Raw genomic sequence first — 24,057 nt, forward strand, 5'->3', positions numbered from 1 at the left:
GAACGGTCATGCCATTGAGTCCACAGGCGCAAGCGATTGTTGATGACTTCGGCCGCCAGCCAGGCGTCAGCCCCGAACATGTCGTCAATTTGCAAGGTGTGCTCGCCGCATCGCCCGTTTTGCTTGACCAATTCAATGAGGCGGTTGCCAAGCAGCGCGTGCTCGGCCTAAAACCCCTGACCGACCCGAATGCAGGCGGAACGTTCACGCCGGATGATCATTCCATCCGGCTACCTCTGGCCAGGTTGTCGAATGGACCTGGTGGGAAGTCGCTCGACTCAGGTGAGATGACGTTTGTACTAGGCCATGAATTGCAACATTGCCTATACAGCACAGCCGCAGCCGCCTCTCGCAAAGATTTCGAAACCGCTGCGGTGCAGATAGCCAAGACCACGCACGACTATTCTGACGCAGCCGAGAAAGTTCTCTCAAGCAACCGTATGGATGAAGCGAGTGCAGAAATCGCAGGCTGGAATGCAACCGTTAGCAGGGTAAGGCAATCAAATCCGCATGCTTCCTTGGAAGATATTTATCGGGAAGCGCCAGGCCGTATGCATGACTTCATTGATCGGACTGGCGGAATGCCGCAATTTAATTACGCGCTCAAGTCCAACCTCACCTTGAACGCAGATATGACGATGCCCGTCAACGCTGCCAACGTCGAGGCAATGGGCGTCAACTTCTTCGACAAGGTTGCCAAGAGCACTCGCATTGGTCACGCGGGGCAGTCTGACTACGCCAACCACTACGGCCCGTGGGTGGTTGGAACAGCTGCCATCTACGAGCGTCAATACAACAAGCCCAGGCCCGGCGATCCAGAACAGCCAATGATCCTGGACATGCAGCGTCTGGGATTAAAAGAAGAAGTACTGGAACGCAACGGCATCGACCTGGGCAGCGATACGCGCCCCATGCCTTACCTCGACAGCAGCACGCAGCCACCGACGCCCGGCCTGTTCCAGCACAGCAAGAATACCCACTTGCACGTGTCGCCAATCTCCGTGCAGGAGTTGGAGCACGAGTTGCGTGAGCGCGACCCGCAATCACAATCATCACCGGCGCTGTCGCCCTCGCAGCCTGGCCACGCGGATCATGCGCTGTACCAACAGATCAAAGGTGGCGTAGAAAAGCTCGATGCGCAACATGGCCGGGAGTGGGATGCATCGAGTGAGCGCATGACGGCAAGCCTGCTTGTGCTCGCAAAGGAAGAAGGCTTATCGCGGGTAGACCATGTGCTGCTCAACAACCCGACAGACAAGCTCGCGGCCGGAGAAAAGGTGTTTCTGGTGCAGGGCACCCAGAGCGATCCAGCGCACCACCGTGCCGACATGGCCACTGTGCAGGCAGTGCAAACGCCTGAAAACCAGTCGTTCGAGCGCGTGCAATCGATTAATCAAGCCCAATCGCAGGCACGGGAGCAGCAGCAAGCGCTTGAGCAATCGCAACAGGAAGTCACTCCGCCTGGACCAACGATGACGCGTTGAGATCGTTTGCGGACATGCTTGCAAAGGATTGATCAATTCGCGAGATAGAAGGTTTTTCTCAATTTCCTTTGCGCAAGTCCGCTCCCCACAGCACCCAAACCGCCACCGATGCTCGCGCCCGAGCCGGACACAACGCCGCAAAGCCCCGCCGTTTGCATGCACCCCGCCGCGCCCGCCGCCCGCGCCAATGCACCGTCAGCTACACCCTCTACGACCACGCCGGCGACCAACACGTGCCCCACGTCCGCCTTAGCGGGCTATGGCTGGAGCAGTTGGGCTTCGCTATCGGAACAAAGCTACGGATTACTGCCAGCGAGGGGCAGGTGTTGATGGAGGTGTTGGCGCCGGTGGAGGTGCCGCTGCAGCCGCGCAGGGCGCGGCGCTAGATGTCGCCCGCGCAGCATGCAAGGCAATTCATCCAGGGGCATAAGGCGCGTGCTGCGTAATGATGTGTCTGCTTGATTAGTGGCTTAGGTATAGTGGGCAAGCGCCCTCTATAAGGCTTGCGCGCCGACCACGACCATCGAGTAGAGGTAAGTATGCGGATGTTGACTGTGCTCCTTTCAGTTTCCCTTCTGTTGCCTAGCTGCAGTGCGGTGTCAGCTACCAAGGCGCGGCAGTCCATTGCATATCCTACAGAACTCCAGGGGATGTGGGACCTGGGGCCGCAATCCTGCAAGCTACCCTTGAATCCTGATTCTGATTCGCCCATACGCATCGAGAAGACCCGACTGCATGGGTACGAGCACGAGGAGACTCCGGTATCAATCAAGCTTGTTTCCACCGACCCACATGCATGGGTCGTTTCCGCCAAGTCGGACATTGCACCGGATATAAGAACTGATGACCTATACATTTTGAAGGGCGAGCATCTGGTAATTTCCGACGGCGAATCCGTCAAGCAGTATCGTCGGTGTAAATAATTGAACTAGGGTTGGCATGATCAAGGAGAGACGTCATGGCAGAAGAAGACGGTAAAGTCGTTCAACCAGCGTCATACAGGCTGCAACAGCTTCATAGTCCCAGGCTTGGCAATCAGCCTGTTGAGGATCTGGAAGGCTTGGTTACTCATCACCCCGGGGCGAATGCGCGTGCTCAGGTGGTAGATGGCATTCCAGTCAATGTCGAAAACTCGCGCACGCGCTCTTACGGTGTGATTGGCGGCGAAATTCAGGAGCTGGAAACACGTAGGACTGACGGAGGCGCATCCAGCGCTTTAGGCGCGGATCAGGTGCTATTGACCAAAGATTTCATGCTTGAAGATAGCCGGATTCCGTCAGGTGGCGCCAACGTTCGCGCGGTGGATGTTCCTTCGCCAGTTGCAGGCTACATCGCCCGTGTTGACGCCGACCGGTTTGGTGCCGTAGATATTTACGATCGCAAAGGCGGCGAGCTAGTAGCGCGCGTTTTGCATCTAGATCCAGTCGGTGTTTCGGTAGGCGACAGCGTGGAATACGGTCAGTCGCTCGGTACGCAGAGCAACAAGGGGCTGCCTAACGCCGGTAAGCATGTCCATATGGAGATGGACACGCGTTACTACCAGCAATCCGAAAACTACATGGAAGACCTCGCGAGCGGTCGTCTATCGATTGATGCCCAGACACGTATTGGTGGTATCGAGCCGAGGCCGATTGTGGACGACGGCACGATCCGCATCGGCGAATCGTCTGACATCGTGCTGCAGGTGCAGAGAACGTTGAATGCTGAAGGCTTCCGAGGAGTAGATAACCAGCCACTTCAGGAGGATGGTGTCTACCGTCTGTCGATGCAGCCAGCCGTTATCAACTATCAGCAGGCCCGTGGCCTCTCCCCGACGGGAGATATCGATCCCGCGACGTTGCAGCAGATCGCTCCGCGTGTATTTCCGCCGGAGCTCAATAGAGACGATCACAACGCAGCGCCGACGTATCGAAATATCCAAGGTTCTGCGCCCGTACAAGATCCACTCCATCGCCAAGCAGAAGAGGCCGTTCGCCGCCTTGAACAAGGTCTCGGCCGTGAGTACGACGACAACAGCGCCCGGCTGGCGGCAAGTAGCGCGTATTTAGCCAAAGAGAACGGGCTGTCGCGAATCGATCATGTCGTGCTGAGCGAGAACTATAAGTCCGTGCGACAGGGCGAGAACCTGTTCGTTGTGGAAGGGGCGTTGAACGATCCCGCACACAAGATGGCGCACATGAAGACGAACGACGCGATCGCACAGCCGGTCGAGCAGTCTCTGGCGCAGTTGCAGTCCTTAGGTGAGACGCAGCGGCAGCAACAATCCCAGCAACAAGAGCAACAACGCGACCACTCGATCACTCCGCCGCCTCGGATGGTATGAGCGCTGCATTCGTTTCGCGTCAACCGAAACCTCTGAGGACTGTAAAAGTTTGAACCTCCCAACGTATCGCCTTTGGCGGCGCCGCCTGAGCTTTTCTTCAGTAAGACGCTGTCGACAGGCGAGCGAGGTAACCGGGCACGGAATTGGGTCTCCCTGACACGATGGGGTAGATCTATCCTGAGTTCTCAATCGCGGCATCAGCGCTCGCTGGAGAAGGACTGTGCGCACTGCACATCATCGAATGCGTTCTTTACTTGCGGTAGTGATGATGGTTCTGCTTGCCGGGTGCGGCAAGCAATCGCTGCCTGCAAGCGCACTTATTACGAAGGAGCAAGCAGAGGCGCGAACGGCGGTGCCGTTGGTACGAAGCTTGGCCCACGACGACGATGGGCCGATGGAAGTGGAGTTCGATGTGCCCGCACAGGCTGACGATGCGGAGCAGCCGATCTTTATCGGCGTTCGATTTACTGCCAGTGACCCAGATGTATTGGCCGATGTCGCAGATCGGCTGATAAGCGCCAATATCGTGGCAATCGTGCACCTGGAGCGCCTGCAGCAGGCTGGGTCGACCACCGTGCCACTTGAGGGTAGTCAGCGGATAGGGCGGGGACAGGTTGCGTCTATCGCCCTGGCTGCAGACGGTACCGCGCCTGGTTTATTCGCACTCGATGCGGATGTGACGACGATGCAGGATGCCGGGCTGTCTCCTGCGGGGACGGTTTCTAGGGAGCTCGCATTTGCCTACAACACATCGCTCAAGGCAGGGCATTACCGGCTCAAGTTGCGTATTGAGCAGAATCGGGATGCGCTGGTGGAAGCGAATGCGCAGCTCTTGATTGCATATCCGCACAAAGGAAAGTAACTGCAAACCCACACGTTTCAGGGTACCGATTTGCCCCGCCGCTGGTACTCCAGAATCATCTGCGCCAGGTCGTCTTCTTCGGCATAGAAGTAGGCCACCGGCACGTCGAGGGCGTTTGCCAGCCGCTGGATGGTTTGCAGGTCGGGCTGGTGGACGCCGGTCTCGTAACGGTTGACGCGGGTGCTGGCGACAAAGTCGTCCAGGCCGGCCTTGATGCCCAGGTTGCGCTGCGACAGGCCGTAGACCTGGCGCGCCTCGCGTAGCCGGCGGCTGTACACGGGGAGCTGTCGTTTCTCAACCAAGGGTGTGCGCGTCCCGGACTTCGATGCACGGAAGCTTCCGAAAGCGGGCTTAACTTCGATACTACGGTAAACGTAGCCTTGGTGTGATGGCTACGTTAAACGTAGCTGCGGCAGTGCCTGCGGTGGCGACGCCAACGATGGGTTGAGCGTCGGGACCACTGCCGGCAGTGGGGGAAGTGCAACAAGTTGCGCAGTGATTGGCGTGTCGGGCCCGGGTGGGCACCGAGGCGCTTTGCGTGCGCGATGATTGATCGTACGGCAAACAGTTAGCAATACTGATCATTGCCCGCTGTCGCAGCGGTGCTTTGTTTCGGCAGTCAGGTGCAGGACCGATCTTGCTCAGCTGGCTACGTGCTTCGGGGTCGACCGGGGGTGCGCTGTCGGCGGGGCCAACCCAGGCAAGCCAAAGGACGCTCCATGAAGACACGCACGTTACGCGACGCCATTTCTCTCGCCCTGTTCGCTGTGAGCAGCGGGGCGGCAGGTGCGGCGACGGCACAGGCCGCGGCACCGCAGGCAGCGGCAACAGATCAGGCAGCGGCGGCCGGCATTCCGGCGAGCGCGTCGGCAAGCACCAGCGACCCGGCGGCTGCCACCTCTCCCGAACCGGCGCCTGCGGCGATTCCATCGACGCAAGCATCCGCAACCGAATTGGAGACCATCGAAGTCACCGGCACACGCATCAAGGGCGGCGCGGTGCCGTCGCCCGTGATCGCAATCAGTGCGGCGCGCATCCGCGAAGAAGACTTCGGCGATCTGGGCGAGGTGATCCGCAGCGTGCCGCAGAACTTCTCCGGTGGGCAGAACCCGGGCGTGCTGAGCGGCAACCTGGCCGGGGCCGGCAACGCGAACCAGAACATGACCGGCGGCGCAAGCCTCAACCTGCGTGGCCTGGGCGCCGATGCCACGCTCACCCTGCTCAACGGGCGCCGGCTGGCCTATGGCGGGTTCACCCAGGCGGTGGACATCAGTGCGATCCCGGTGGAGGCGGTGGAGCGGCTGGAGATCGTGGCCGACGGTGCGTCGGCGATCTATGGGTCGGACGCGGTAGGTGGCGTTGGCAATGTGATCCTCAAGCGCGACTACGACGGGGTGAGCGTTGGCACGCGCTTCGGGCAGGCCACGCAAGGCGGCCTCACCACTCGGCAATACAGCGTCACTGCCGGCACCACCTGGCGCAGTGGCGGGTTGATCGCCACGTATCAGGACGTCTCGGCAGACCCGATCTACAGCCGGCAGCGCACTTACACCGCGCAACTCACCGACCCTTCAACGCTGTATCCCGGCAGCGATCTGCGCAGCGGCTTGCTCAGCGCGTACCAGTCGCTGGGCGACAACGCGGAGCTGCGGCTGGACGCGTTACGCAGCGAGCGCGATCAGCTGCATTTCTACGCGGTCAGTGGCCGCAACAGTCGAGTCACCCCGACCACCACCAGCCTGCTGCTCTCGCCCAGCCTGGTGGTGTGGTTGCCCCGCGACTGGACGCTGACGCTGGGCGCCACCGACGGCAACAGCAAGCACGATCAATACCGCCAGGAAACGGCGCTGGCCAGCGGTGCGGTGAGCGTGACCGACCTGTGCTACTGCAACGACAGCCGCAGCTACGAGCTGGGTGCGGAAGGGCCGTTGTTCGCACTGCCGGCGGGCGATGCGCGGCTGGCGGCCGGGGTGGGATATCGCAGCAACACGTTCCGCAACGTCAACCACGTCAGTGGCGTGGAGACGATCGATGGCAGCGAAAGCGCGCGTTTCGCCTATGCGGAGGTGAATCTGCCGTTGGTGGGCCCGGCGCAGGGCGTGCCCGGTGTGCAGCGGCTGACGCTGACAGCGGCGGTGCGCGGGGAGGACTACAGCAGCTTCGGCGGGGTGACCACGCCCAAGTTCGGCGTGCTGTACGGGCCTGGCAGCGATGTGACCTTGAAGGCGTCGTGGGGCAAGTCGTTCAAGGCGCCGACGCTGTTCGAGCGCAACTACGCGCAGGAAGCGTGGCTATTCCAGCCGGGCGCGTTCGGCGGGGTGGGCTTTCCCGCCGGGACCACGGTGCTGGTGGCCGATGGCGGCAACCAGGATCTGCAGCCCGAACGCGCCATCACCCGCTCGGTCTCGCTGGCCTGGCACCCCGAGGCACTGGATGGCCTGGAGGCGGAGCTGACCTGGTTCGGGGTGGACTACAGCAACCGCGTGCTGCAGCCGATCACCAATGCCAGCCAGGCCTTGCGCAATCCGATCTACGCGCCGTTCGTGGACCGCGCGCCGACGCCGCAGGCGCAGGCCGATGTGATCGCGCTGGCCAGCCGGTTCTCCAACTTTGCCGGCGTCGCCTACGACCCGGGCCGGGTGGCGGCGATCATCTACACGCAGTACGCCAACGTGGCGCAGCAGGACATCGAGGGTCTGGACCTGAGCGGCAGCTACCAGGTGGCGTTGGCGCGCGGCACGCTGACCTTGCGCGGCTCGGCGAGTTGGCTGGACAGCACGCAGAAGACGTTGCCCACGCAACCGGCGTTCGATCTGGCCGGCACGCTGTTCAACCCGCCCACGCTGAGCAGCCGCGTGGGCGCGGTGTGGAAACAGGGCGGGCTCACTACCTCGCTGTTCGGCAACTACCGCGGCGGGGTGCGCAACCGCGCCGATGGGGTGGAGTCGGCATCGTTCACCACGGTCGATATGGCGTTGCGTTACGCCACCGGCACCCGCCGCGATGCGTGGGCCGGGCTGGAGTTTGGCGTGTCGGTGGACAACGCCTTCGATCGCGATCCGCCGTTGTACCGGGTGACCTCGCCGCTGTACGTGGCGGCGTACGACTCCACCAACTATTCGGCGATTGGCCGCTTCGTGAGCGTGTCGGTGTCCAAGCACTGGTGATGCATCGGCTGCCAGCGGCAGCCGATGTGCAGGCGATGGGCCTTGAGCGTTGCTGAGAGGAGTGCATGCGTGACGAATCACAAACGGTGGCAGCTGCTGCTTGCAGGCGTGCTGATGGCGGCAGGTGTGTGCGTTGGCCACGCGCAGACGGTATCGCCGCAGCGATTACTGGAGGTGGTGGATATCGCCAGCCCCACGCTGTCGCCGGATGGCCGCAGCGTGGCCTTTCGCACCGAGCAGGCATCGGTGCAGCGCAATACCTACGACAGCACCTGGTATGTGCAAGGCCTGCAGGATGCTGCGCCCAGACGCGTGGGCGATGGCGGTGTGCCGTTGCGCGATTCGGCCGGCGGCGCGTTGCCTGCGAAGGTGCTGTGGTCGCCGGATGGCCGCTGGCTGTACTACCGCGCGTTGCTCGATGGCGTGATCGCGGTGTGGCGGGCTGCGGCGGATGGCTCCGGCGCGCAAGCGGTAACCCACGATGCGGCAGACGTGCAGGATTTCGTGTTGGAGGCGGAGGGGCGGGTGCTGCGTTACCGCGTCGGTGCCACGCGCGCGCAGGTGATGGCGGCCGAACAGGACGAGTATGCGCAGGGCATCCGGATCGACGAGACGGTGCCGCTCGGGCAAGGCCTGTTCCGCTCGGGCAATGTGGAAGGGCGGCTGGCCACGCAGCGCTTTGCTGGTGTGTGGTTTGATCGCACCGGGTTGTCGGCCGAGGTGCCGGAGCACTGGCTGGCGCTGGACCTGGCAACGGCAAGCACACGGCCGCTTGCCGCTGCGCAGGTGCCCGCGGAGGAACCGCCCGTCAGTGCGCTGCGCGGTATCGACGGCGATATGTGGCAATCCGTGCGTGCGCCGCAGGGCGACGCGGTGGCGGTGCTGTCGCGTGTGGGTGATGGCAACGGCCAGCTATACCGGCCGCAGGTGGCGCTGTCGGTGTTGCCCGGCCCACGTGCACGCAAGGCGCTGCGCTGCACGGCGGCGGCCTGCGTGGGCAAGGCGATCACCGCAATGCAGTGGCGGCCGGGCAGCGCGGAGGTGCTGTTCACCATCACCGATCCTGCGCTGGGCCTGGCGCAATCCATCCAGCGCTGGAATCCGGCCACCGGGCAGGTGCATGCGGTGGTGCAGGGGCGTGGTTTGATCAATGGCGGACGTGATTCCTCCACACACTGCGGTGCGTCGGCCGCTGCGCTGGTGTGCGTGACAGCCGAGGCCGATCGCCCGCCACGTCTGGAACGTATCGGCCTGGAAAATGGCGCGCGGCAGGTGCTGTTCGATCCTAACGCGGAGCTTGCGGCGGACATGGCGCGTGCGACGCCCGCACGGCTGTTGCGGTGGCGCGATGCACGTGGGCGTCAGTACAGCGGCCAGTTCTTTGCGGCACGCAGTCAGGCTGGCGGCAAGCTGCCATTGTTCGTCACCTACTACAGCTGCCCAGGCTTCGTGCGCGGTGGCGTGGGCGACGAGTGGCCGCTGGCCGCGTTGGCGCAGGTGGGCATCGCAGCGCTGTGCATCAACCAGCTGCCCGGCTACACGCTGGACGCGGTGGAGCGGCACGGCGAGGGGCTGGCGGCAGTGGAAAGCGCGGTGGTGCTGTTGTCAGCGCAGGCTGGCATCGATCCTACGCGCGTGGGCATGGGCGGGCTGAGCTTCGGCGGTGCGGTGACCCTGTGGACGGCCACCGAGTCGAACTTGCTGGCCGCCGCCTCGGTCGCCAACCCGGTGGTGTCGCCGACGTACTACCTGTTTGGCAGCATGAAGGGCGAGCCCTTCCTCAAGGGATTGCGCCAGATGTGGGGCCTGGGCGCACCGGAGCAGACGCCGGAGCGTTGGAAGGCGTTGTCGCCGGCGTTCAAGCTGGACAGGATTCGCGCGCCCATCCTGTTTCAGCATTCCGAGCAGGAGTATCTGTACGCACTGGATTACGTTATTCCGCTGCTGCGTGCGCAACGTGCCGAGCTGTATGTGTTTCCGAACGAGCCGCACCAGAAATTTCAGCCGCAGCACAAGTTGGCGGTGTATGCGCGCAATGTCGATTGGTTCCGCTTCTGGCTGCAGGATTACCAGGACGCTGCGCCGGAGAAGGCCGCGCAGTACGCGCGCTGGCGTGCAATCAAGGCGGCACTGCCGGCGCGTGGCGATTAGCGTGCGTGGTGCCGTTTGCGCGTGGCACACGTTGCCACGCACACGGCAGGCTTCCACCCAGCGCAGGCAACATCAGCCTTGATGACGGACCCAGTTCTCGACCGCACACAGATCGAAGATGCGCATGACGCTGTGGTCGCCGTCGGCCAGCGTGTGGTCGAAATGGTGGTGCAGCGCATCGGCATCCAGCAGCCCCTGGCCTTCGAGTCGACCATGCAGCAGATAATCGCGGATCTGCTGCCTGCCCTGACGATAGACCGCGCCGGAATAGTTCATGAAGGTGCCTTTGCTGCGGCGGTGCAGGATCTGCGAAGGCAGCACATCGGCAAACGCATCGCGCGCCACCGCGCGATTGCGGCCGCCGTCGATCCACATCCAGCTCGGCACGTTCAGGCAGGCTTCCACCACTGGTTGCGACAGCAGCGGCATGCGCAGGTGCCATGACGCGCTGCGTGCCAATCCATCGCGGAACACCTGGGTGCCGGCCAGATCGAAGATGCGTTCGCGGTCGCCGGGCAGGCTGCCGGGCGGGGCATCGAACCAGGGATGCGATTGCAACCGAACCTCAGCCTGCGTGCTTGGCAGAAACGATCGCTCCGGCTTGCGCGGCGGGCCGGCCTTGGCGAGGAGTTTCTTCATCGTCAACCTGCCTGCTTTCCAGAGCGTGCATTGATGCAGCTCGGCAAGCGCATGGATTGCGGTTAAGCCGGCGCGCAGGCCGCCTGCGCAGAAGGCATCTGCGGCGGGCGCGGCGGTTCTGGTGTTGCAGAACACGGTGTCGCCACCACCGCCGGAAAAGAAACTGCTGACGGGGAGCTGCTCGGCGATGGTCTCCTTCAATGCGTTGGAGGCATGCTGTAGAAACCAGGTGCTGGGCGCGACCGCATGGGGCGGCGGTGCGAAATCGACCGGCGCCGCATCGAATCCGAGTGTCCGCACGATCAGCTCGGTGCCCAACAAGTCACTCATCTGCCGGGCATAGTGCCGCTTGTCGGCACCGGGTACCGGCGTGACCAGGTTGCAGCAGGCCACGCGCGCTGTGGTGTCTTTCAGGCACGCGGCGAGGATGGACGAGTCCAGACCGCCAGAGAGTTCCAGCAGCACAGACGCATCGGTCTGCGCCCAGCACGTGACGCTGGATGCCACCGCCCGACGTACCTGCGCCTGTGCGGCGAACGGGTCGTGCCGGCGCTGCGGTGCTGCGACGAAATCCCAGGGGTTCCAGACCTGTTCGACACTGCTGCGGTTGGTCTGGAGACACAGCTGGCTGCCCGGCAGCAATTCGCGCACGCCGACAAGCCCGGTGCGCTCGGTCTTGAGGTGCGGGTAGTGCAGATGATGGGCGATGGCGTCCCAATCGATCTCACGCGTGTACACACCCGCATGCATGGCGATCGAGATGTCTGAAGTGATGAAGCCATGCTGTAGCGCATAGACGCATGCCACGCCACCGGAAGGCTCGCGCATGATGGTGACAGTGCCTGGGTCCTCGTGTGGTGCGTGCAACAGCAGGTACTCGCCCCAGTGCGCATCGATCAGGTGCCGCGTGCGCTGTGCTGCCGACAACGCCTGCAGCGATGCGCCGTCCACCAAGGGGGTGTTGTCGCGCCGCGAAAAGACATGGCCGATCAGTGCGCTGCCACCGGGCACGTCGAGTACAGGCGTGTCGTCTGATGCATACAGATCGATGCATTCAGCGCGTAGCCGTGGAAGTAACCCGATCTGTCGCAGCGCCTCATCGACACCGGCGCGGTCGCCATCGCGGTGTGTCTGCGGATGGTTGAGCAAGGCGATGTAGCGGTACATCACACCACCCGGATGGGCGTATGCGCGTGGACGTTTCCAACCGTGTCGTTCAAGACCAGATCGCCCGTCTGCACCCAGCAATGCGCCGAAAACGGATCGAGTGCGACGCCGAAGACAATCCGGGCATCGAGCTGGCGCCTACGCAGGAATCTGGCCAACGCGACCGAATCGAGCAGACAGCGCATTTCGACCGGCACCCACACGCGTGCGTGCCGGAAAACCGATGCCGCATCGGTGAGCCGTTGCTCGAGTCCGGCGACCGAGCTTTGCTGCGCCCGCTGGCGCTGTGCTCCAGCGGAGAGGCTGCCGAGTATCTTGCTGAGCGTAGTGCGCTTCAACGCCAGCCGCGTGGACAGCACGAGCGCCAGCACTTCAAACAGTTCAAACAGCTGTGGTCGTCGCGCTGGTATGGGCGTCTCCATCGCGCTACGCGCAACAGGCATGACGGAAGGCTGCGGGCCGGCGCTGGCTTGCGACCGCTGCACAATCAGGCCGCGTTCGACAAGGCCGTCGATCTCCGGCTCCGATACCGGCTCTTGCGCCAGGTAGGCGAGCAGGGAGTGTTCTTGTGCACTGGGCAGACGGAAGTAGCGGTCGTTGCCGACATCCAGGAACACCAGGCGCTCGCCAATGCGGCAGAACGATAGGTCGTCGCGCAATGTGTAGCGGTGCATGGCATTGTCCTGGAGAGAGAAGGGGCGCACCGTTCGAGTGCGCCCCGTGGCCTGTGAAGTTGCCTATCGGCATCTGCAGCCGAGTGGCGCCTGCCGCGCGTTGGCAGTGCCTAGTCCTGACTGATGCCCAGGGTGGTGATGCCACCCATTTCTTCGCCTGCCAATGGCCCGCCCTGTGTGTCCAGGCTTGCGACCCCGAGTACGATGAGATCCTGATCCAACGCCGTGGCGCGAGCGTCGTTGTTGCTGGTATCCATGGTCTCTACTCCTGGTGGGAGAGGCGTGCGCATAGGCACGCCTCGGGTTCACTCTTCGGAAATGCCGGGCACATTGAAGCCGCCGATCTCTTCGCCAGCGAGCGGGCCGCCTTTGGTGTCGGTGCTGGCAACGCCAAGCACCGTGATTTCGCTGGATGCATCGCTGTGGGTGGTGTCGTTGCTGTTCATCGCTGTCTCCTAGTTATGTCATGGGGCTCCATGACATGCACAAGGTAAGAAGCGAGGAATCTGATTTTCAAATGATTACTGCGTTGCACGCCGGTAATTAAATCCGGTCTGTGATCGATGCCCGGATTGACGGCACTTTTCTAGCGCTGCTACAGGCAGCCAATGCACTATCGCGTGTCGCGGCTACGCTCGTTCAACGCAGCGACGATGCGTGGCACAGCCTGTTTGCGTCGTGCGTGATAAGCCTGCAAGGCCGACTGCAACGCCACGAAGTCGCGTTGTTGCCAGTGATGCTCTAGCGCCACGAGCTCGTCGTCGACCGCGTCGAGCATGCCCTGTTTGGCACGGCGTATTGGCGCCAGCCGGTCGTTGGCCTGTTTGACAGCACGGTGTAGCGACCAGTGGGAGGTGCCGCGCGCGATCGCGTCGAACAGTTTCCAGGTCTGCTTCACCACATCGTCCTGCGTGGTGGTCGATTCCGGCGCTACGATGATGCGCGGCGCAGGTTCCATGCCGATATCGCAGGCCATCGACAACAGGCGCTCCATCCAGTCGTAGAGATCGCGCAACGCTACTTCGGTAAGCAACGGCACCTGCAGGCCATAGCGTGCGTGATCGGCAACCAGCCCTTCGCCGACCAGGCGATACAAGGCAAAACGCACTGGGGTAGCGCTGGTGTTGAATTCGCCAGCAAGCTTGCCTGGATCGATCCGTTGACCGGGCAGGTAGCGCCCGGATTGCAGCGCACGTCTGACCTGCTCATAGACGAACGCACTCTTGGAATGAATCGCACTCATCGCCGAACTCCTTGTCTGCGTACGATGGCTGGATCGTACATGGAATGCAGAGGTGCACGAGGACGGCCGTGTGCGTTTTTTCAATCCATCGCAGATATAGCATTACAGGCATGGTGCAATATCACTGCACCATGCCATGCAAACGCGCCTGCCCCATTGTTCAAATCTAGCTGCGATTAAATTGCGGCTTGTTCACCAATCCGTCGGCGCATAGTCCTTCAAAAACTGCCCCCACACATGCTCGCCGGTGTTGGCGCCGTGGATGATCGGGTCGACGATGCGCGCGGCGCCGTCGACGATGTCCAGTGGCGGGTGGAAGCGTTCCTGCTGCACCTTGAGCGCGGCGATGTCGGCCGGATCTTCATCGGTGACCCAACCGGTGTCGACGCTGTTCATGTGGATGCCGTCGTTTTGATAATCGGCCGCCGAGGTGCGCGTCATCATGTTCAACGCGGCCTTGGCCATGTTGGTATGCGGGTGACGGGTGGTCTTGAAGTTGCGGTAGAACTGGCCTTCCATCGCCGAGACATTGACGATGTGTTTGTCGCGCTCGGGTGTGCGCAGCATCAGCGGCTTCAGGCGCGCGTTGATGATGAAGGGCGCGATGGCGTTGACCAGTTGCGTTTCCAGCAGCTCGACCGACGGCACTTCGGCCATCAGCAGGCGCCAGGAATTGCGGCCGCGCAGATCGACCTGCTGCAGATCCTGATCGAGACGGCCTTCGGGAAACAGATGTTCCTGGCCCACCAGCTCGTCGTCCAGCAGCGCGACCTGCGACAGCTCGGCGGCGCGGGTGAGGCCATCGGCATCGGCGAGGCCCCTCCCGTGCACGGCCGGCAGCGCGGTGGCCGAGGCTTCGCGCAATAGCTCGGGCGTGCGCAGGCCTTCGTAATGGCCAACGAGCTTTTGTACGGTGTCGGGCAGCGCATCCAGCGCGGCGGTTTCGCCGGCCATCATGTGCGCGTAGAACTGCGGCGGCCGGCGCACGGTCTGGCAGGCGTTGTTGATGATGAAATCCAGGCGGTCGCGGGTGGCCAGCAGCTGGCTGCAGAACGCTTCCACGCTGGGCGTGTGGCGCAGATCCAGGCCGAAGATCTGCACACGATGGCCCCACTCTGCGAAGTCCGGTTCCTGCGCATACCGCGCAGCCGAATCGCGCGGGAAACGCGTGGTGACGATCAGCTCGGCACCGGCGCGCAACAACTTCAAACCGGCCTGATAGCCGATCTTGACCCGGCCGCCGGTCAGCAGCGCCACGCGCCCGCGCAGATCGGCGGTTTCGGTGCGCTTGAAGAAATTCAGCTCGGCGCAGGCCGGGCACATCTGGTCGTAGAAATGATGCAGCTGGGTGAACTTCTGCTTGCACACGTAGCAGTGCCGCAGCTCCGGCGAATGCGTGGGCTCCGGCGCGGCAGCGGCGTTCTCGCCGTTGTGCGCGTCGTGCAGGCCGGCGGCATGTGGCGGGAAGACGTTCGGTGTGCTGAACACCGGTTTGCGCCGCAGTGCGCGGATGCCACGCTGTTCGAGTAGCGCCTCGGCCTTGCGCACCTTCTCCTGATGCCGCTCGCGCTCGCGCTGCTTGAGCAGCTGCCGCCGCGCCTTCGGCTCGGGGTGATAGACCTTGGCCACCACCTGGTGCAGCCGCACGCGGTCGGCCTCGGGCAGCGCGTCGAGCACGCTGCGGTCGGCCTCGATGGCCTCCAGCAGGTCCAGCGCCACGCGCAGGCGGTCGGTGAGGGGCAGGTCGTCGGCGGGCAGGGGCGGGGCGTTGGTGTTCAAGATGGATCCGAAAAGAGCGGCAGAAAGCAAAGCGAACGCAGCGGGCAGCTGATGGCGGACCGCGATGGACAGCTGGACCAGCGACCGCGACGGCCCGGGACCCTGCTGCAGCAGGCCGGAACAGCCGGCTGGCGGCTATTTTCGCCGATCCTGGGGTGTCGACGCCAATGGGGTGGCAGGCCAGACTGCAGTTGTCGACGCAACCGGTGCTGTTGGTGCATCTGGCCGGGTTGGGGCAGCTCGCCACGCTGCTTGCGGGCGCCCTGGCGAGCATTGCATTCGTCCGCCAGGGCCGCCTTCGGCAGCGCGTGGGGATTGAGTGCAGCCTGGATGCGGTCGCGTCGAAGAATGGATAATCTTTCGTAACACACCGGAAGGGCATTGACGCCCGACCGTTCAAGGGGACATCGATGAAAAATGTTGTGCTGGCCGCTGCGCTAGCTGGCTTGTTGTGCGCCTGTACCGTCGTCTCGCCCGATCCGGGGCAGCAGGCTGTATTGGTGGACAAACCCATGTTCTTCGGCAAGGGCGGCATCCGCCTGGACGACGTGCGTGATCCTGGCCGGACCTATACCTGGTTGACCACCTCTGCTTCGTATATCGATGTGACGCCGCAAACTGTGCAGGTGGCATTCGATGATTTTTCTTCAAGCGACAACATCTTGTTGGACTTCTCTACCCAGATCCAGTATCGAATCACGGCACCAGCATTGCTGCTGTCCGGTTTCGGGCAGGATTGGTTCAAGAACAATGTCGCCAGCCAGTACGCCTCCATCGTGCGCGATCAGGTCAAGCGCTACGACATGACCAAGATGATGAGCGATCCGGACACCGCCAAAAAGATAGACGACGCGGTCACACAGAACGTGAGTGCGTTGGTCAAGCAACAAGGCCTGCCGATCCAGATCCAGAACATCACGCTTGGCCGTGCGCGTCCCAATCCGGATGTGTTGCAGCAGATGAATCTCACCGCTGCGCAGCAGCAGCGAGTCAAAACCTTGGTCGAGGCGACGACTGCAGAACGGCAGCGCGAGCAGGAACAGGTCGCCAAGGCGGATGCCGACAACGCCTACCGCAATCGCATGGGGCTGACGCCTGAGCAGTACCTCGCCAGCCAGATCGCCGAGCTCAATGCAGAGGCCTGCAAAAAGGCGCAGGCGTGTTACATGGTGCCGTCCGGCACATCTGTGATTGCTAAATAGCGTGCGGTACTGATAGACGGCAATCCAACGCGCTTGTTGCCTTGCTGTGTGTCTTCGATATTCAACAGCGCATGGCTTGGTGCGCTTGCCCAAGCCACCAAGGCTGCTCACGCACTCTCCAAATCGGGTGAGCTAGGGTTGCTTCTTACTGTTGTTGTGGGAGAAGACACCATGGGCCTGTTGGTCGACGGCAAGTGGCAAGACGGTTGGTATGAAACCGACAAGAGCGAGGGGCGTTTCGAACGCTCGCATTCGCGATTTCGTAACTGGGTGACACGCGATGGCAGTGCGGGCCCGCACGGCGAGGGCGGCTTTCAGGCCGCTCCTGGGCGTTATCACCTGTATGTGTCGCTGGCCTGCCCTTGGGCGCACCGCACGTTGATCTTTCGTCGCCTGAAAGGTCTGGAGGCGATGATCGACGTCTCCGTGGTGCATTGGCTGATGGGCAAGCACGGCTGGACCTTCGCGCAGGGCCCGGGTGTGGTGGGCGATGCGGTTCATCATGCGCAGCATCTGTACGAGGTCTATCTCAGCGCCGATCCTCACTACTCAGGGCGCGTGACCGTGCCGGTGTTGTGGGACCGCGAGCGCAATACGGTGGTCAGTAACGAGTCGGCCGACATCATCCGCATGTTCAACAGCGCGTTCGACGAGATTGGCGCTGCAGACGGCGACTTCTACCCAGAGCCGTTGCGTGAGCAAATCGATGCGGTCAATGCGCGCGTGTACGACACCGTCAACAATGGCGTGTACAAGGCGGGCTTTGCGACCACGCAAGCTGCGTACGAAGAGGCAGTGGTGCCGTTGTTCGAGACATTGGATTGGCTTGAAACGCGTTTGAGCCAGCAACGCTATCTGTGCGGCGAGCAACTTACCGAAGCAGACTGGCGCCTGTTCACCACGCTGGTGCGCTTCGATGCGGTGTATGTGGGGCATTTCAAATGCAATCTGCGGCGCATTGCCGACTATCCGCAGTTGTCCGGCTTTCTGCGCGAGCTCTATCAGATGCCGGGAATCGCCGGGACGGTCGACTTCCAGCACATCAAGAATCACTACTATCAGAGCCACGACATGATCAATCCCACCGGCATCGTTCCGATGGGGCCGGTGCTGGATCTGGATGCGCCGCATGGGCGCGGTAGCTGATGTATCTCCCGGCCGCGCGCCGCCGCACTCAGGCACGCTGCCGCGTTGACCGAAGCGCGATTGCGGCAACCGTATGTACTGCCAAATGCTCAGCGTTTGGCAGCGCTACGCATGATCAGCGTTGCCGCACCCACCGAGATGGCGTCTTCCACCACGCCGGTGCTGGTTTGGCCATAGCGTTCGATTGCGCGCATGCGTGCGTTGAAGGTGAGATAGGCCGCAGCGACGGCAGTGGTGGCACCGAGCAGTGCAGCGATGCCGCGTTGCTCGCGTGGCGCCAGTGCCGTGCCGACGATCACGCCGGTGGCGATGCGGGCAATCATGCCGGGGAGCACGATGCGGTCGGGTGCGGTCTTCATCTTGTCGCCGGCCAGCTCACCACCGGCGAGCGCGAGCATGCCGGCCGATGCGAGCGGATTGGCAAGCAGCTTCGGTGCGCCGTTGTTGGCGGGGAGGTTGCCGGTGCGGGCCGCATTAGCGACCGCCGCCAGCGGGGTCATCGAGCGCATGCCTGCAACTGCGGCCATCAGGATCGAATGAATCAGGGACATGTGGACCTCTGCAGTGATGCGCTTCAGTCGGTGCAGGTTGGGATCCTGCAGCCAGCGCTGACGTGAGTGGGAGCGCAAAGCCTAGGACGTCACATGTGTGCGAGATGGCAAGGTGGTGCGTGCAATGTGCAGGCACCTGGGCAGAGCATGCAGTAGTGACCATGGCGTCACGCGATGCGTGGGGGGGATCGCGGACGCTCAGACTGCGTGATGAGACCGATAGGGACACGCCCGGGTCTTGAGCCTGTTGGCGGTGACCGGAACTGACGGCGGCCGCACCGTCAGTCGGTGAGCAAGGCGGCGTGGTGGGTGCGTTCGATGCGCTTACGGTTGCTTTGCAAGCTTGCCCGCACGCCACGCCATCCACAGGACCGTGACGCCTACGGCCAGGCACACCAGCACGCCCGGCAGCGATGCCTCCGGGCCGAAGGGGCCGCCGGTGAGCCATTCAGCGATGCCAGGGCGAGCGGTGCTACGGGCAATCGCCGGACCCATGTCGGTCCCTGACACGGCTGCACCGAAGACATAGCCCTGGGTGAAATTCCAGGCGATATGCACGCCGATCGACATCCAGACCCGGCCGGTCAAGGCATAGAACGCGCCCAGCAGGATGCCGGCTTCCAGCGCGATGCAGATCGCAGCAAAGACCGTGGCGTGCGGATTGGCGATATGGCCGAAGCCGAACAGCGCGGCAGACGCGGCGAAGGCGATCCAGGGACCGAACGCGCGCCAGATCAGGCGCAGGAAAATCGCGCGGAACAGCAACTCTTCGATCACGCCCGCCTGCAAGGCCTTGCGGACTGCCGTCCATGCCGGCGCCATGCCCAGTGCCTGGATGTCGTACAGCCCGAACACCGCCATGATGCCCATGACCGTGGCGAACATGGCCGCACCGATCAGCAGGCCGACGATCACCTGGGGCAGCATCGGTCGCACGGCGAGCTCGCTGGCGCGCCGCCCTTCGGCCAGGCGCACTGCAAGCACATAGACACCCAGCCCGACCGCGATACCGACAAGGCTGGCGAGCAGTTGCAGGGGGCCGGAGTCCTTGGGGAACAGACCGCCGACAAACCTGCCGGCCATGGGCGCCAATGTGGCAACCACGACAAGCAATACCACTGCCCAGCCGATCGCCCGGAGCCAACGTAGGCGCCCGGGGTGCAGAAACTTGCGATCACCCAGTTCGATCTGGTGCGTCGTGGGTCCGTTCCCGATGAAGGAACGTCCGGCAACCGGTTGCAGTGGTGCGTGCATGTACGACTCCATGTGGTGTGGTTGCTAGAGAGTGGGTGGGTGAGGCAGGGCGGCGGCTGCCGCGGCGCCCGGTTTCAGGTGGGTGAGACGCTGTCACGCAACAGATGCTTCAGCCCATGCGTGATGCCGCGCGGCGCAACGCTCAGGTGATCTTCGTCATTGAGCACCTCCAGTTCGATCTGCAAGGATGCATAGCCGCGTGCGCGCAAGCGCCGCACCATGGCCTGGGCATCGGTGACCATGTCGTAGTTCTGGTGGTAACGCCGTTGTTCGTACTCGCCCACATACAGGTAGACCTGCGCGGGGAGATCCTTGCGCTTGGCTGCGGATGCGGCTTCCAGCGCCGTCATCGCATGCTTGCCGTACCAATAGGACGGGCTGCCGAGGAGGTAGCCGGAAAACATCTCGGGCGATTGGAGCAGGATCTGCGTGCCCAGCAAGCCGCCGTAGGAGTGGCCGTAATACAGGCGCTTGTGCTCGTCGGTGCGATAGCGTTTGGCAACGAACGGCAGTACGTGATCACGCAGGTAAGCGATGTATGCGGTGCTTTTGCCGTGTGTCGCAGCGGGTGGAGCGCCTTCACCATCCTCAGGTGTGGGCGTGTAATCGCGCCGGCGGCTGGGCATCGGCTCATCGCCTACCGCGTACGACAGCCCGACCAGAATGAAATCTTCGATCGCCGGGCCTTCGCCATTCAAGCGGCGTGCGATCTGTCGCACCACCGGAAACGCGTAGTCGCCGTCGGTCGCGTAAAGCACTGGATAGCGACGGCCCGGGTTGTCCGCGTAGCCGCGTGGCAGCGCCACGAACACTTGGTAATTGCGTCCGGAGGCCGGATCCGGGACATCCCAGACCTGACTGTCGACCATTTCATATGGCTTGCCTTCACCACGTTGCCCGCCTGGAATCGTGGCTGTTGCAGCTGCTGCGGGAGCTACTTTTGGTCGCTGCTCCACAACCTTGGCCGGCGGCGTCTGCGGTGCATCGGTGCAGCCAATGAGCAATAAGGCCAACAGTCCGGTCAGCAGTAACTTACTCAACGTGGTCTCCTGGCCGCACGTGGCCGTTTCATAGGCGGCCAACATAAGTCAGCGCGGACGCGCTTGCCATGTCGTTGGGATTGGTGCCGGGCAAGCCCTGCGGAACCGCCATGCCTTTGCTGCGATAGAAATCCGTCCAATACGGTGAAATCTTGCCGGTTTGCAGGTTCTTGAAGTTCATCGGCTGCAGTGCAAAGACGTGATGTGCGCGGAACGCGCGTTCGATGAAGTCCGAGCAGTAGTAGCTGTTGTCGTCCTGCACGTAGGTTTCGTTGTACGGCTTGCCGAGCATGCGCCGTGCCTGGGCGATGGCCTCGGGGATCGCAGCGCGATAGGGCTCGGTGAGCCGATACACGCTGATCTGCCGATGCTTGGCATTGGCTTCGTCGACGAAGTCGCTCAGTGCTTGCTGCCGCGAGCCTTTGTCGTCGGCATGCAGCACCACTTGTGTGTCGCCTTGATGGGCGACCAGCGCCACATGGTCGAAGCTGGGTGCGTCCTGCTTGGCGGTGGCATCGTCGATGGCGCCGCTCAGGCCGGTGCGGGCTGCGGTGACGAACAACAGATCGCCGTCCTGTAGCTGCACTGCGATGGAGGTTGCGGGCAGCAGTGCCAGTGCAAGCACGGCAAGCAGGAGGAAGGTGCGCATGGGAGGCCGGCAGGTGGTGCAAGGGGCGACCATTATCGCCAAGAACGGCGACGCGCTGCCGATGCGGTAAGCGCTCTGTAGAATGCAACTGCCAGCGAGCGTCGCCGCCGCCATCGCGTCGCGGCAATCCTTGTCCGTCTGGAGTCTTGCATGCGTGTTTCCTCTGCGTTGTCGCCGATGGGTCGGCTGTTTGCCGTGGCTGCGTTTTTCGAGGGGCTGACCTGGGCCGGGCTGCTGCTCGGCATGTTGCTCAAGTACGGCACCCACACCACCGAGGTTGTGGTGTGGCTGTTCGGGCGCCTGCATGGCGCCGCGTTCCTGTTCTATGTGGCGGTCAGCGTACTTGCCGCGTTGCGTTTGCGCTGGCCTTGGTGGGCCTGGGCGCTGAGCTTGCTGGCCGCGTTGCCGCCGTTGGTGACGGTGCCGTTGGAGATGTGGTTCCGGCGTATCGGCTTGTTGGGTCAACGCACACGCCGCGGTGTCTGAGCGTATCAAGGCAAGCTAGGCACTGCGGAGAATGCCGTGTGTGGCACTCGGCATGTCGCTGCGCAACGCACCCGATATCACGCCAGACCATGGACTCCGCAAACTGCCTTTGCCACCATAGGCATACCAAGGAAGAAGCGGAGTGCAGCAATGCGTTATTGGACGATGGTGGCGACTGCCGTGCTGGCAGGCCTGATGGCGGTGCCGGTGCATGCGCAAACTCCGCAGGACGTGCTGGATCTGACGCCGTATCTCAGGAACGACCAATTCGAGCGCATCAAGATTTCGCCCTCGGGCGCGTATTACGCCATCACCATGCCGTTGGAAGATCGCACCGTGTTGGGTGTGGTGCGGCGCGAAGACAAAGTGGCCACGGCCAAGGTGACCGGCGGCGCCAATAGCGTGGTGGACGATTTCTGGTGGGCCAACGACGACCGCATTGTGGTGTCGATGGCGCAGCGGCTGGGCTCGCGCGATGAGCCGATGGCCATCGGCCAATTGCATGCGATCGATGCCGATGGCAAGAACGGGCGGCTATTGGCCAGCCCCTACGGCACCAACGATGAGATCAACGGTGCGCAGTTGAAGATGGAGTTGGATCCGGGCACCTTCATGCTGGATACCTTGCCAGGCGATCCACGCAATATCCTGGTGTCGTCGATTCCGTTCGTCGGCGACCCGAACATCCGCATCGACAAGCTGGACATCTATACGCGCCGACGCAGCACGGTAGCCACTTCACCGGTGCGCCGCGCCAGCTTTGTCACCGACCGGCAGGGGCGTATCCGGTTTGCGCACGGGGCGGATGTGGAAAATGCCAGCAAGCTGTATTACCGCGACAACGACCAAGCGCCGTGGAAGTTGATCAACGACTCGGCCACCAGCCACCATCGCGAATTTCCGCTTGGCTTTTCTGCCGATGGCACGCAGGCCTATCTGGAAGTGGAGCAGGCCACCGGCACCGACGTGGTGGTGGCGTGGGACCCGGCCACCGGCAAGTCGACGCCGCTGTTGCACGACGACACCGTCGACCCCTACCGGATCCTGCAGGATCTGGACGGCACCACGCCGATCGGTGTGAGCTACATGAGCGATCGGGTACGCAACCGCTTCTTCGATGAGAAAGCACCGACTGCGCGGTTGTACCGCAGTCTGGAAAAAGCCTTCGGCGACAACGCGGTGTACATCACCTCGGCCACCAGCGATGGCCGCTTCGTGCTCGCCTATGTGTGGAGCGATCGCAATAACGGCGATTACTATCTGTTCGATACGGTGAGCAAGCGTGCGGACCGTGTGTTCAGCCGCCGCGAATGGTTTCCGCCCGATGGCGTGCCGGCCAGCAAACAGGTGAGTTTCAAGGCGCGCGATGGTCTGCAGCTGCATGGCTATCTGACCCAGCCGTTGAACGCCGAGCCCGGCAAGCCGTTGCCGCTGATCGTGATGCCGCACGGTGGGCCGTTCGGTATCTTCGACAAATGGGCGTTCGATGACGAGACCCAGCTGCTGGCTGCGGCCGGCTATGCGGTGCTGCGCGTCAACTATCGCGGTTCGGCCAATTACGGGCGTGCGTTCACGCAGGCCGGCGCCAAGGAATGGGGCGGGCGCATGCAGGACGACCTCACCGACGCCACGCATTGGGCGATCACGCAGGGCGTGGCCGATGCATCGCGCATCTGCATGTACGGCGCCAGCTATGGCGGCTATGCGGCGTTGATGGGCGTGGCCAGGGAGCCAGGCTTGTACCGCTGCGCTGCCGGCTATGTCGGCGTCTACGACCTGGACATCCTGGCACGCGACAACTCTAGTCGCGCGCGCTGGGCCAAGAACTGGACTGGCGATTGGCTGGGCGCACGCGAGACCTTGGCGGCACGCTCGCCGGTGACCTTGGCGCGCCAGATCAAGGTGCCGGTGTTTCTGGCTGCAGGCGGCAAGGACGAGCGCGCGCCGGCGGCGCATACCGAACGCATGGAGCGCGCATTGAAAGTGGCCGGTGTGCCGGTGGAGTCCCTGTATTTTCCCAACGAAGGCCATGGCTTCTATACCGAAGCGCATCGGCGTGAGTACTACACGCGCTTGCTGGCGTTCTTGAACAAGCAATTGGGCGGCCGCACGGCGAAGTAAGGGCTTGGTGGCTGCATCCGGTTTTGTCCGGATGCAACGTGTGGCCGAGCAGCGTAGTGGTGGTGTGGTGGTGGTGCGGGATGTTCAGGCGCCGGACAACGCTGTGCCTGGTTGGCAAT

20 protein-coding genes and 2 pseudogenes are annotated in these 24,057 nt (G+C 62.9%); 11 read left to right on the forward strand and 11 right to left on the reverse strand.

Annotated elements, in window-relative coordinates; all coding sequences use genetic code 11:
* Positions 1-8 precede the first annotated feature (8 nt).
* The 5 genes and pseudogenes from AC1PLU_RS03415 to AC1PLU_RS03435 all read left to right on the forward strand — a co-directional run bounded on the left by AC1PLU_RS03415 (position 9) and on the right by AC1PLU_RS03435 (position 4,669).
* Entirely contained in the window at positions 9-1,484 is a 1,476-nt protein-coding gene (locus tag AC1PLU_RS03415; RefSeq protein WP_481107711.1) for an XVIPCD domain-containing protein, read from the forward strand.
* A gap of 108 nt (positions 1,485-1,592) precedes the next feature.
* A pseudogene (locus AC1PLU_RS03420) lies at positions 1,593-1,870 on the forward strand (SymE family type I addiction module toxin).
* Between the two features lie 866 nt (positions 1,871-2,736).
* Positions 2,737-2,958: pseudogene (locus AC1PLU_RS03425) on the forward strand (XVIPCD domain-containing protein); the annotation flags it as partial.
* 42 nt (positions 2,959-3,000) lie between these two features.
* Positions 3,001-3,807, forward strand: a complete 807-nt coding sequence (locus AC1PLU_RS03430) for an XVIPCD domain-containing protein (RefSeq protein WP_481108458.1) — start codon at positions 3,001-3,003, stop codon at positions 3,805-3,807.
* Positions 3,808-4,048: 241 nt separating this feature from the next.
* Entirely contained in the window at positions 4,049-4,669 is a 621-nt protein-coding gene (locus tag AC1PLU_RS03435; protein WP_481107712.1) for a hypothetical protein, read from the forward strand.
* Positions 4,670-4,686: 17 nt separating this feature from the next.
* Here AC1PLU_RS03435 and AC1PLU_RS03440 read toward each other — a convergent pair whose 3' ends face one another.
* Complete coding sequence (locus tag AC1PLU_RS03440; protein WP_481107713.1) at positions 4,687-4,947, reverse strand: helix-turn-helix domain-containing protein; 261 nt, start codon at positions 4,945-4,947, stop codon at positions 4,687-4,689.
* A gap of 441 nt (positions 4,948-5,388) precedes the next feature.
* Between AC1PLU_RS03440 and AC1PLU_RS03445 the strand changes: the two genes are divergently transcribed.
* Both AC1PLU_RS03445 and AC1PLU_RS03450 read left to right on the forward strand, forming a co-directional pair.
* Complete coding sequence (locus AC1PLU_RS03445) at positions 5,389-7,836, forward strand: TonB-dependent receptor plug domain-containing protein (RefSeq protein WP_481107714.1); 2,448 nt, start codon at positions 5,389-5,391, stop codon at positions 7,834-7,836.
* Between the two features lie 69 nt (positions 7,837-7,905).
* On the forward strand, positions 7,906-9,987 hold the full coding sequence (locus AC1PLU_RS03450; protein WP_481107715.1) for an Atxe2 family lasso peptide isopeptidase: 2,082 nt from the start codon (positions 7,906-7,908) through the stop codon (positions 9,985-9,987).
* A gap of 72 nt (positions 9,988-10,059) precedes the next feature.
* Here AC1PLU_RS03450 and AC1PLU_RS03455 read toward each other — a convergent pair whose 3' ends face one another.
* The 6 genes from AC1PLU_RS03455 to AC1PLU_RS03480 form a co-directional block, all read right to left on the reverse strand.
* Positions 10,060-11,793: a lasso peptide isopeptide bond-forming cyclase gene (locus AC1PLU_RS03455; RefSeq protein ID WP_481107716.1), complete on the reverse strand. Its 1,734-nt coding sequence runs from the start codon at positions 11,791-11,793 to the stop codon at positions 10,060-10,062.
* Complete coding sequence (locus AC1PLU_RS03460; protein WP_481107717.1) at positions 11,793-12,467, reverse strand: lasso peptide biosynthesis B2 protein; 675 nt, start codon at positions 12,465-12,467, stop codon at positions 11,793-11,795. Before AC1PLU_RS03460 ends, AC1PLU_RS03455 begins: the two co-directional genes overlap by 1 nt.
* A 110-nt stretch (positions 12,468-12,577) precedes the next feature.
* Positions 12,578-12,724: a benenodin family lasso peptide gene (locus tag AC1PLU_RS03465; RefSeq protein ID WP_023905250.1), complete on the reverse strand. Its 147-nt coding sequence runs from the start codon at positions 12,722-12,724 to the stop codon at positions 12,578-12,580.
* A gap of 48 nt (positions 12,725-12,772) precedes the next feature.
* Complete coding sequence (locus tag AC1PLU_RS03470) at positions 12,773-12,913, reverse strand: lasso peptide xanthomonin 1 (RefSeq protein ID WP_023905249.1); 141 nt, start codon at positions 12,911-12,913, stop codon at positions 12,773-12,775.
* 167 nt (positions 12,914-13,080) lie between these two features.
* On the reverse strand, positions 13,081-13,710 hold the full coding sequence (locus AC1PLU_RS03475) for a GntR family transcriptional regulator (RefSeq protein WP_193726334.1): 630 nt from the start codon (positions 13,708-13,710) through the stop codon (positions 13,081-13,083).
* 192 nt (positions 13,711-13,902) lie between these two features.
* On the reverse strand, positions 13,903-15,489 hold the full coding sequence (locus AC1PLU_RS03480) for an SDR family NAD(P)-dependent oxidoreductase (RefSeq protein WP_481107718.1): 1,587 nt from the start codon (positions 15,487-15,489) through the stop codon (positions 13,903-13,905).
* 422 nt (positions 15,490-15,911) lie between these two features.
* On the opposite strand from AC1PLU_RS03480, the gene AC1PLU_RS03485 reads away from it, so the two are divergent.
* Entirely contained in the window at positions 15,912-16,691 is a 780-nt protein-coding gene (locus AC1PLU_RS03485; protein ID WP_316698025.1) for an SPFH domain-containing protein, read from the forward strand.
* Positions 16,692-16,862: 171 nt separating this feature from the next.
* Positions 16,863-17,837 (forward strand): glutathione S-transferase family protein, encoded by a 975-nt coding sequence (locus AC1PLU_RS03490; RefSeq protein WP_481107719.1) that lies wholly within the window; start codon positions 16,863-16,865, stop codon positions 17,835-17,837.
* Positions 17,838-17,926: 89 nt separating this feature from the next.
* Here AC1PLU_RS03490 and AC1PLU_RS03495 read toward each other — a convergent pair whose 3' ends face one another.
* From AC1PLU_RS03495 to AC1PLU_RS03510, 4 genes are all read right to left on the reverse strand, one after another.
* Positions 17,927-18,388: a DUF4126 family protein gene (locus AC1PLU_RS03495; protein ID WP_043889465.1), complete on the reverse strand. Its 462-nt coding sequence runs from the start codon at positions 18,386-18,388 to the stop codon at positions 17,927-17,929.
* Positions 18,389-18,712: 324 nt separating this feature from the next.
* Positions 18,713-19,654 (reverse strand): CPBP family intramembrane glutamic endopeptidase, encoded by a 942-nt coding sequence (locus AC1PLU_RS03500; RefSeq protein WP_481107720.1) that lies wholly within the window; start codon positions 19,652-19,654, stop codon positions 18,713-18,715.
* A 62-nt stretch (positions 19,655-19,716) separates the two neighbouring features.
* Positions 19,717-20,727 carry an alpha/beta hydrolase gene (locus AC1PLU_RS03505; RefSeq protein ID WP_481107721.1) on the reverse strand — a complete coding sequence of 337 codons (1,011 nt, stop codon included), beginning with the start codon at positions 20,725-20,727 and terminating at the stop codon, positions 19,717-19,719.
* Positions 20,711-21,331, reverse strand: coding sequence for a YiiX/YebB-like N1pC/P60 family cysteine hydrolase (locus tag AC1PLU_RS03510; protein ID WP_481107722.1), 621 nt, complete (start codon positions 21,329-21,331; stop codon positions 20,711-20,713). Before AC1PLU_RS03510 ends, AC1PLU_RS03505 begins: the two co-directional genes overlap by 17 nt.
* Positions 21,332-21,481: 150 nt before the next feature.
* Here AC1PLU_RS03510 and AC1PLU_RS03515 point away from each other — a divergent pair, with 150 nt between their 5' ends.
* Together AC1PLU_RS03515 and AC1PLU_RS03520 are read left to right on the forward strand one after the other, a co-directional pair.
* Positions 21,482-21,817 (forward strand): DUF3817 domain-containing protein, encoded by a 336-nt coding sequence (locus AC1PLU_RS03515; protein ID WP_481107723.1) that lies wholly within the window; start codon positions 21,482-21,484, stop codon positions 21,815-21,817.
* A 150-nt stretch (positions 21,818-21,967) separates the two neighbouring features.
* Positions 21,968-23,938 (forward strand): alpha/beta hydrolase family protein, encoded by a 1,971-nt coding sequence (locus AC1PLU_RS03520; RefSeq protein ID WP_481107724.1) that lies wholly within the window; start codon positions 21,968-21,970, stop codon positions 23,936-23,938.
* The last annotated feature ends 119 nt before the right edge of the window (positions 23,939-24,057 follow it).

The organism is Xanthomonas sp. NCPPB 2933, from assembly GCF_056725225.1.

Coding starts and splice junctions, on each gene's coding strand:
- AC1PLU_RS03415 (WP_481107711.1), top strand. CDS start 9: ATGCCATTGAGTCCACAGGCGCAAGCGATTGTTGATGACTTCGGCCGC.
- AC1PLU_RS03510 (WP_481107722.1), bottom strand. CDS start 21,331: ATGCGCACCTTCCTCCTGCTTGCCGTGCTTGCACTGGCACTGCTGCCC.
- AC1PLU_RS03500 (WP_481107720.1), bottom strand. CDS start 19,654: ATGGAGTCGTACATGCACGCACCACTGCAACCGGTTGCCGGACGTTCC.
- AC1PLU_RS03430 (WP_481108458.1), top strand. CDS start 3,001: ATGGAGATGGACACGCGTTACTACCAGCAATCCGAAAACTACATGGAA.
- AC1PLU_RS03465 (WP_023905250.1), bottom strand. CDS start 12,724: ATGGATACCAGCAACAACGACGCTCGCGCCACGGCGTTGGATCAGGAT.
- AC1PLU_RS03460 (WP_481107717.1), bottom strand. CDS start 12,467: ATGCACCGCTACACATTGCGCGACGACCTATCGTTCTGCCGCATTGGC.
- AC1PLU_RS03505 (WP_481107721.1), bottom strand. CDS start 20,727: ATGTTGGCCGCCTATGAAACGGCCACGTGCGGCCAGGAGACCACGTTG.
- AC1PLU_RS03490 (WP_481107719.1), top strand. CDS start 16,863: ATGGGCCTGTTGGTCGACGGCAAGTGGCAAGACGGTTGGTATGAAACC.
- AC1PLU_RS03520 (WP_481107724.1), top strand. CDS start 21,968: ATGCGTTATTGGACGATGGTGGCGACTGCCGTGCTGGCAGGCCTGATG.
- AC1PLU_RS03455 (WP_481107716.1), bottom strand. CDS start 11,793: ATGTACCGCTACATCGCCTTGCTCAACCATCCGCAGACACACCGCGAT.
- AC1PLU_RS03470 (WP_023905249.1), bottom strand. CDS start 12,913: ATGAACAGCAACGACACCACCCACAGCGATGCATCCAGCGAAATCACG.
- AC1PLU_RS03435 (WP_481107712.1), top strand. CDS start 4,049: ATGCGTTCTTTACTTGCGGTAGTGATGATGGTTCTGCTTGCCGGGTGC.
- AC1PLU_RS03445 (WP_481107714.1), top strand. CDS start 5,389: ATGAAGACACGCACGTTACGCGACGCCATTTCTCTCGCCCTGTTCGCT.
- AC1PLU_RS03475 (WP_193726334.1), bottom strand. CDS start 13,710: ATGAGTGCGATTCATTCCAAGAGTGCGTTCGTCTATGAGCAGGTCAGA.
- AC1PLU_RS03515 (WP_481107723.1), top strand. CDS start 21,482: ATGCGTGTTTCCTCTGCGTTGTCGCCGATGGGTCGGCTGTTTGCCGTG.
- AC1PLU_RS03495 (WP_043889465.1), bottom strand. CDS start 18,388: ATGTCCCTGATTCATTCGATCCTGATGGCCGCAGTTGCAGGCATGCGC.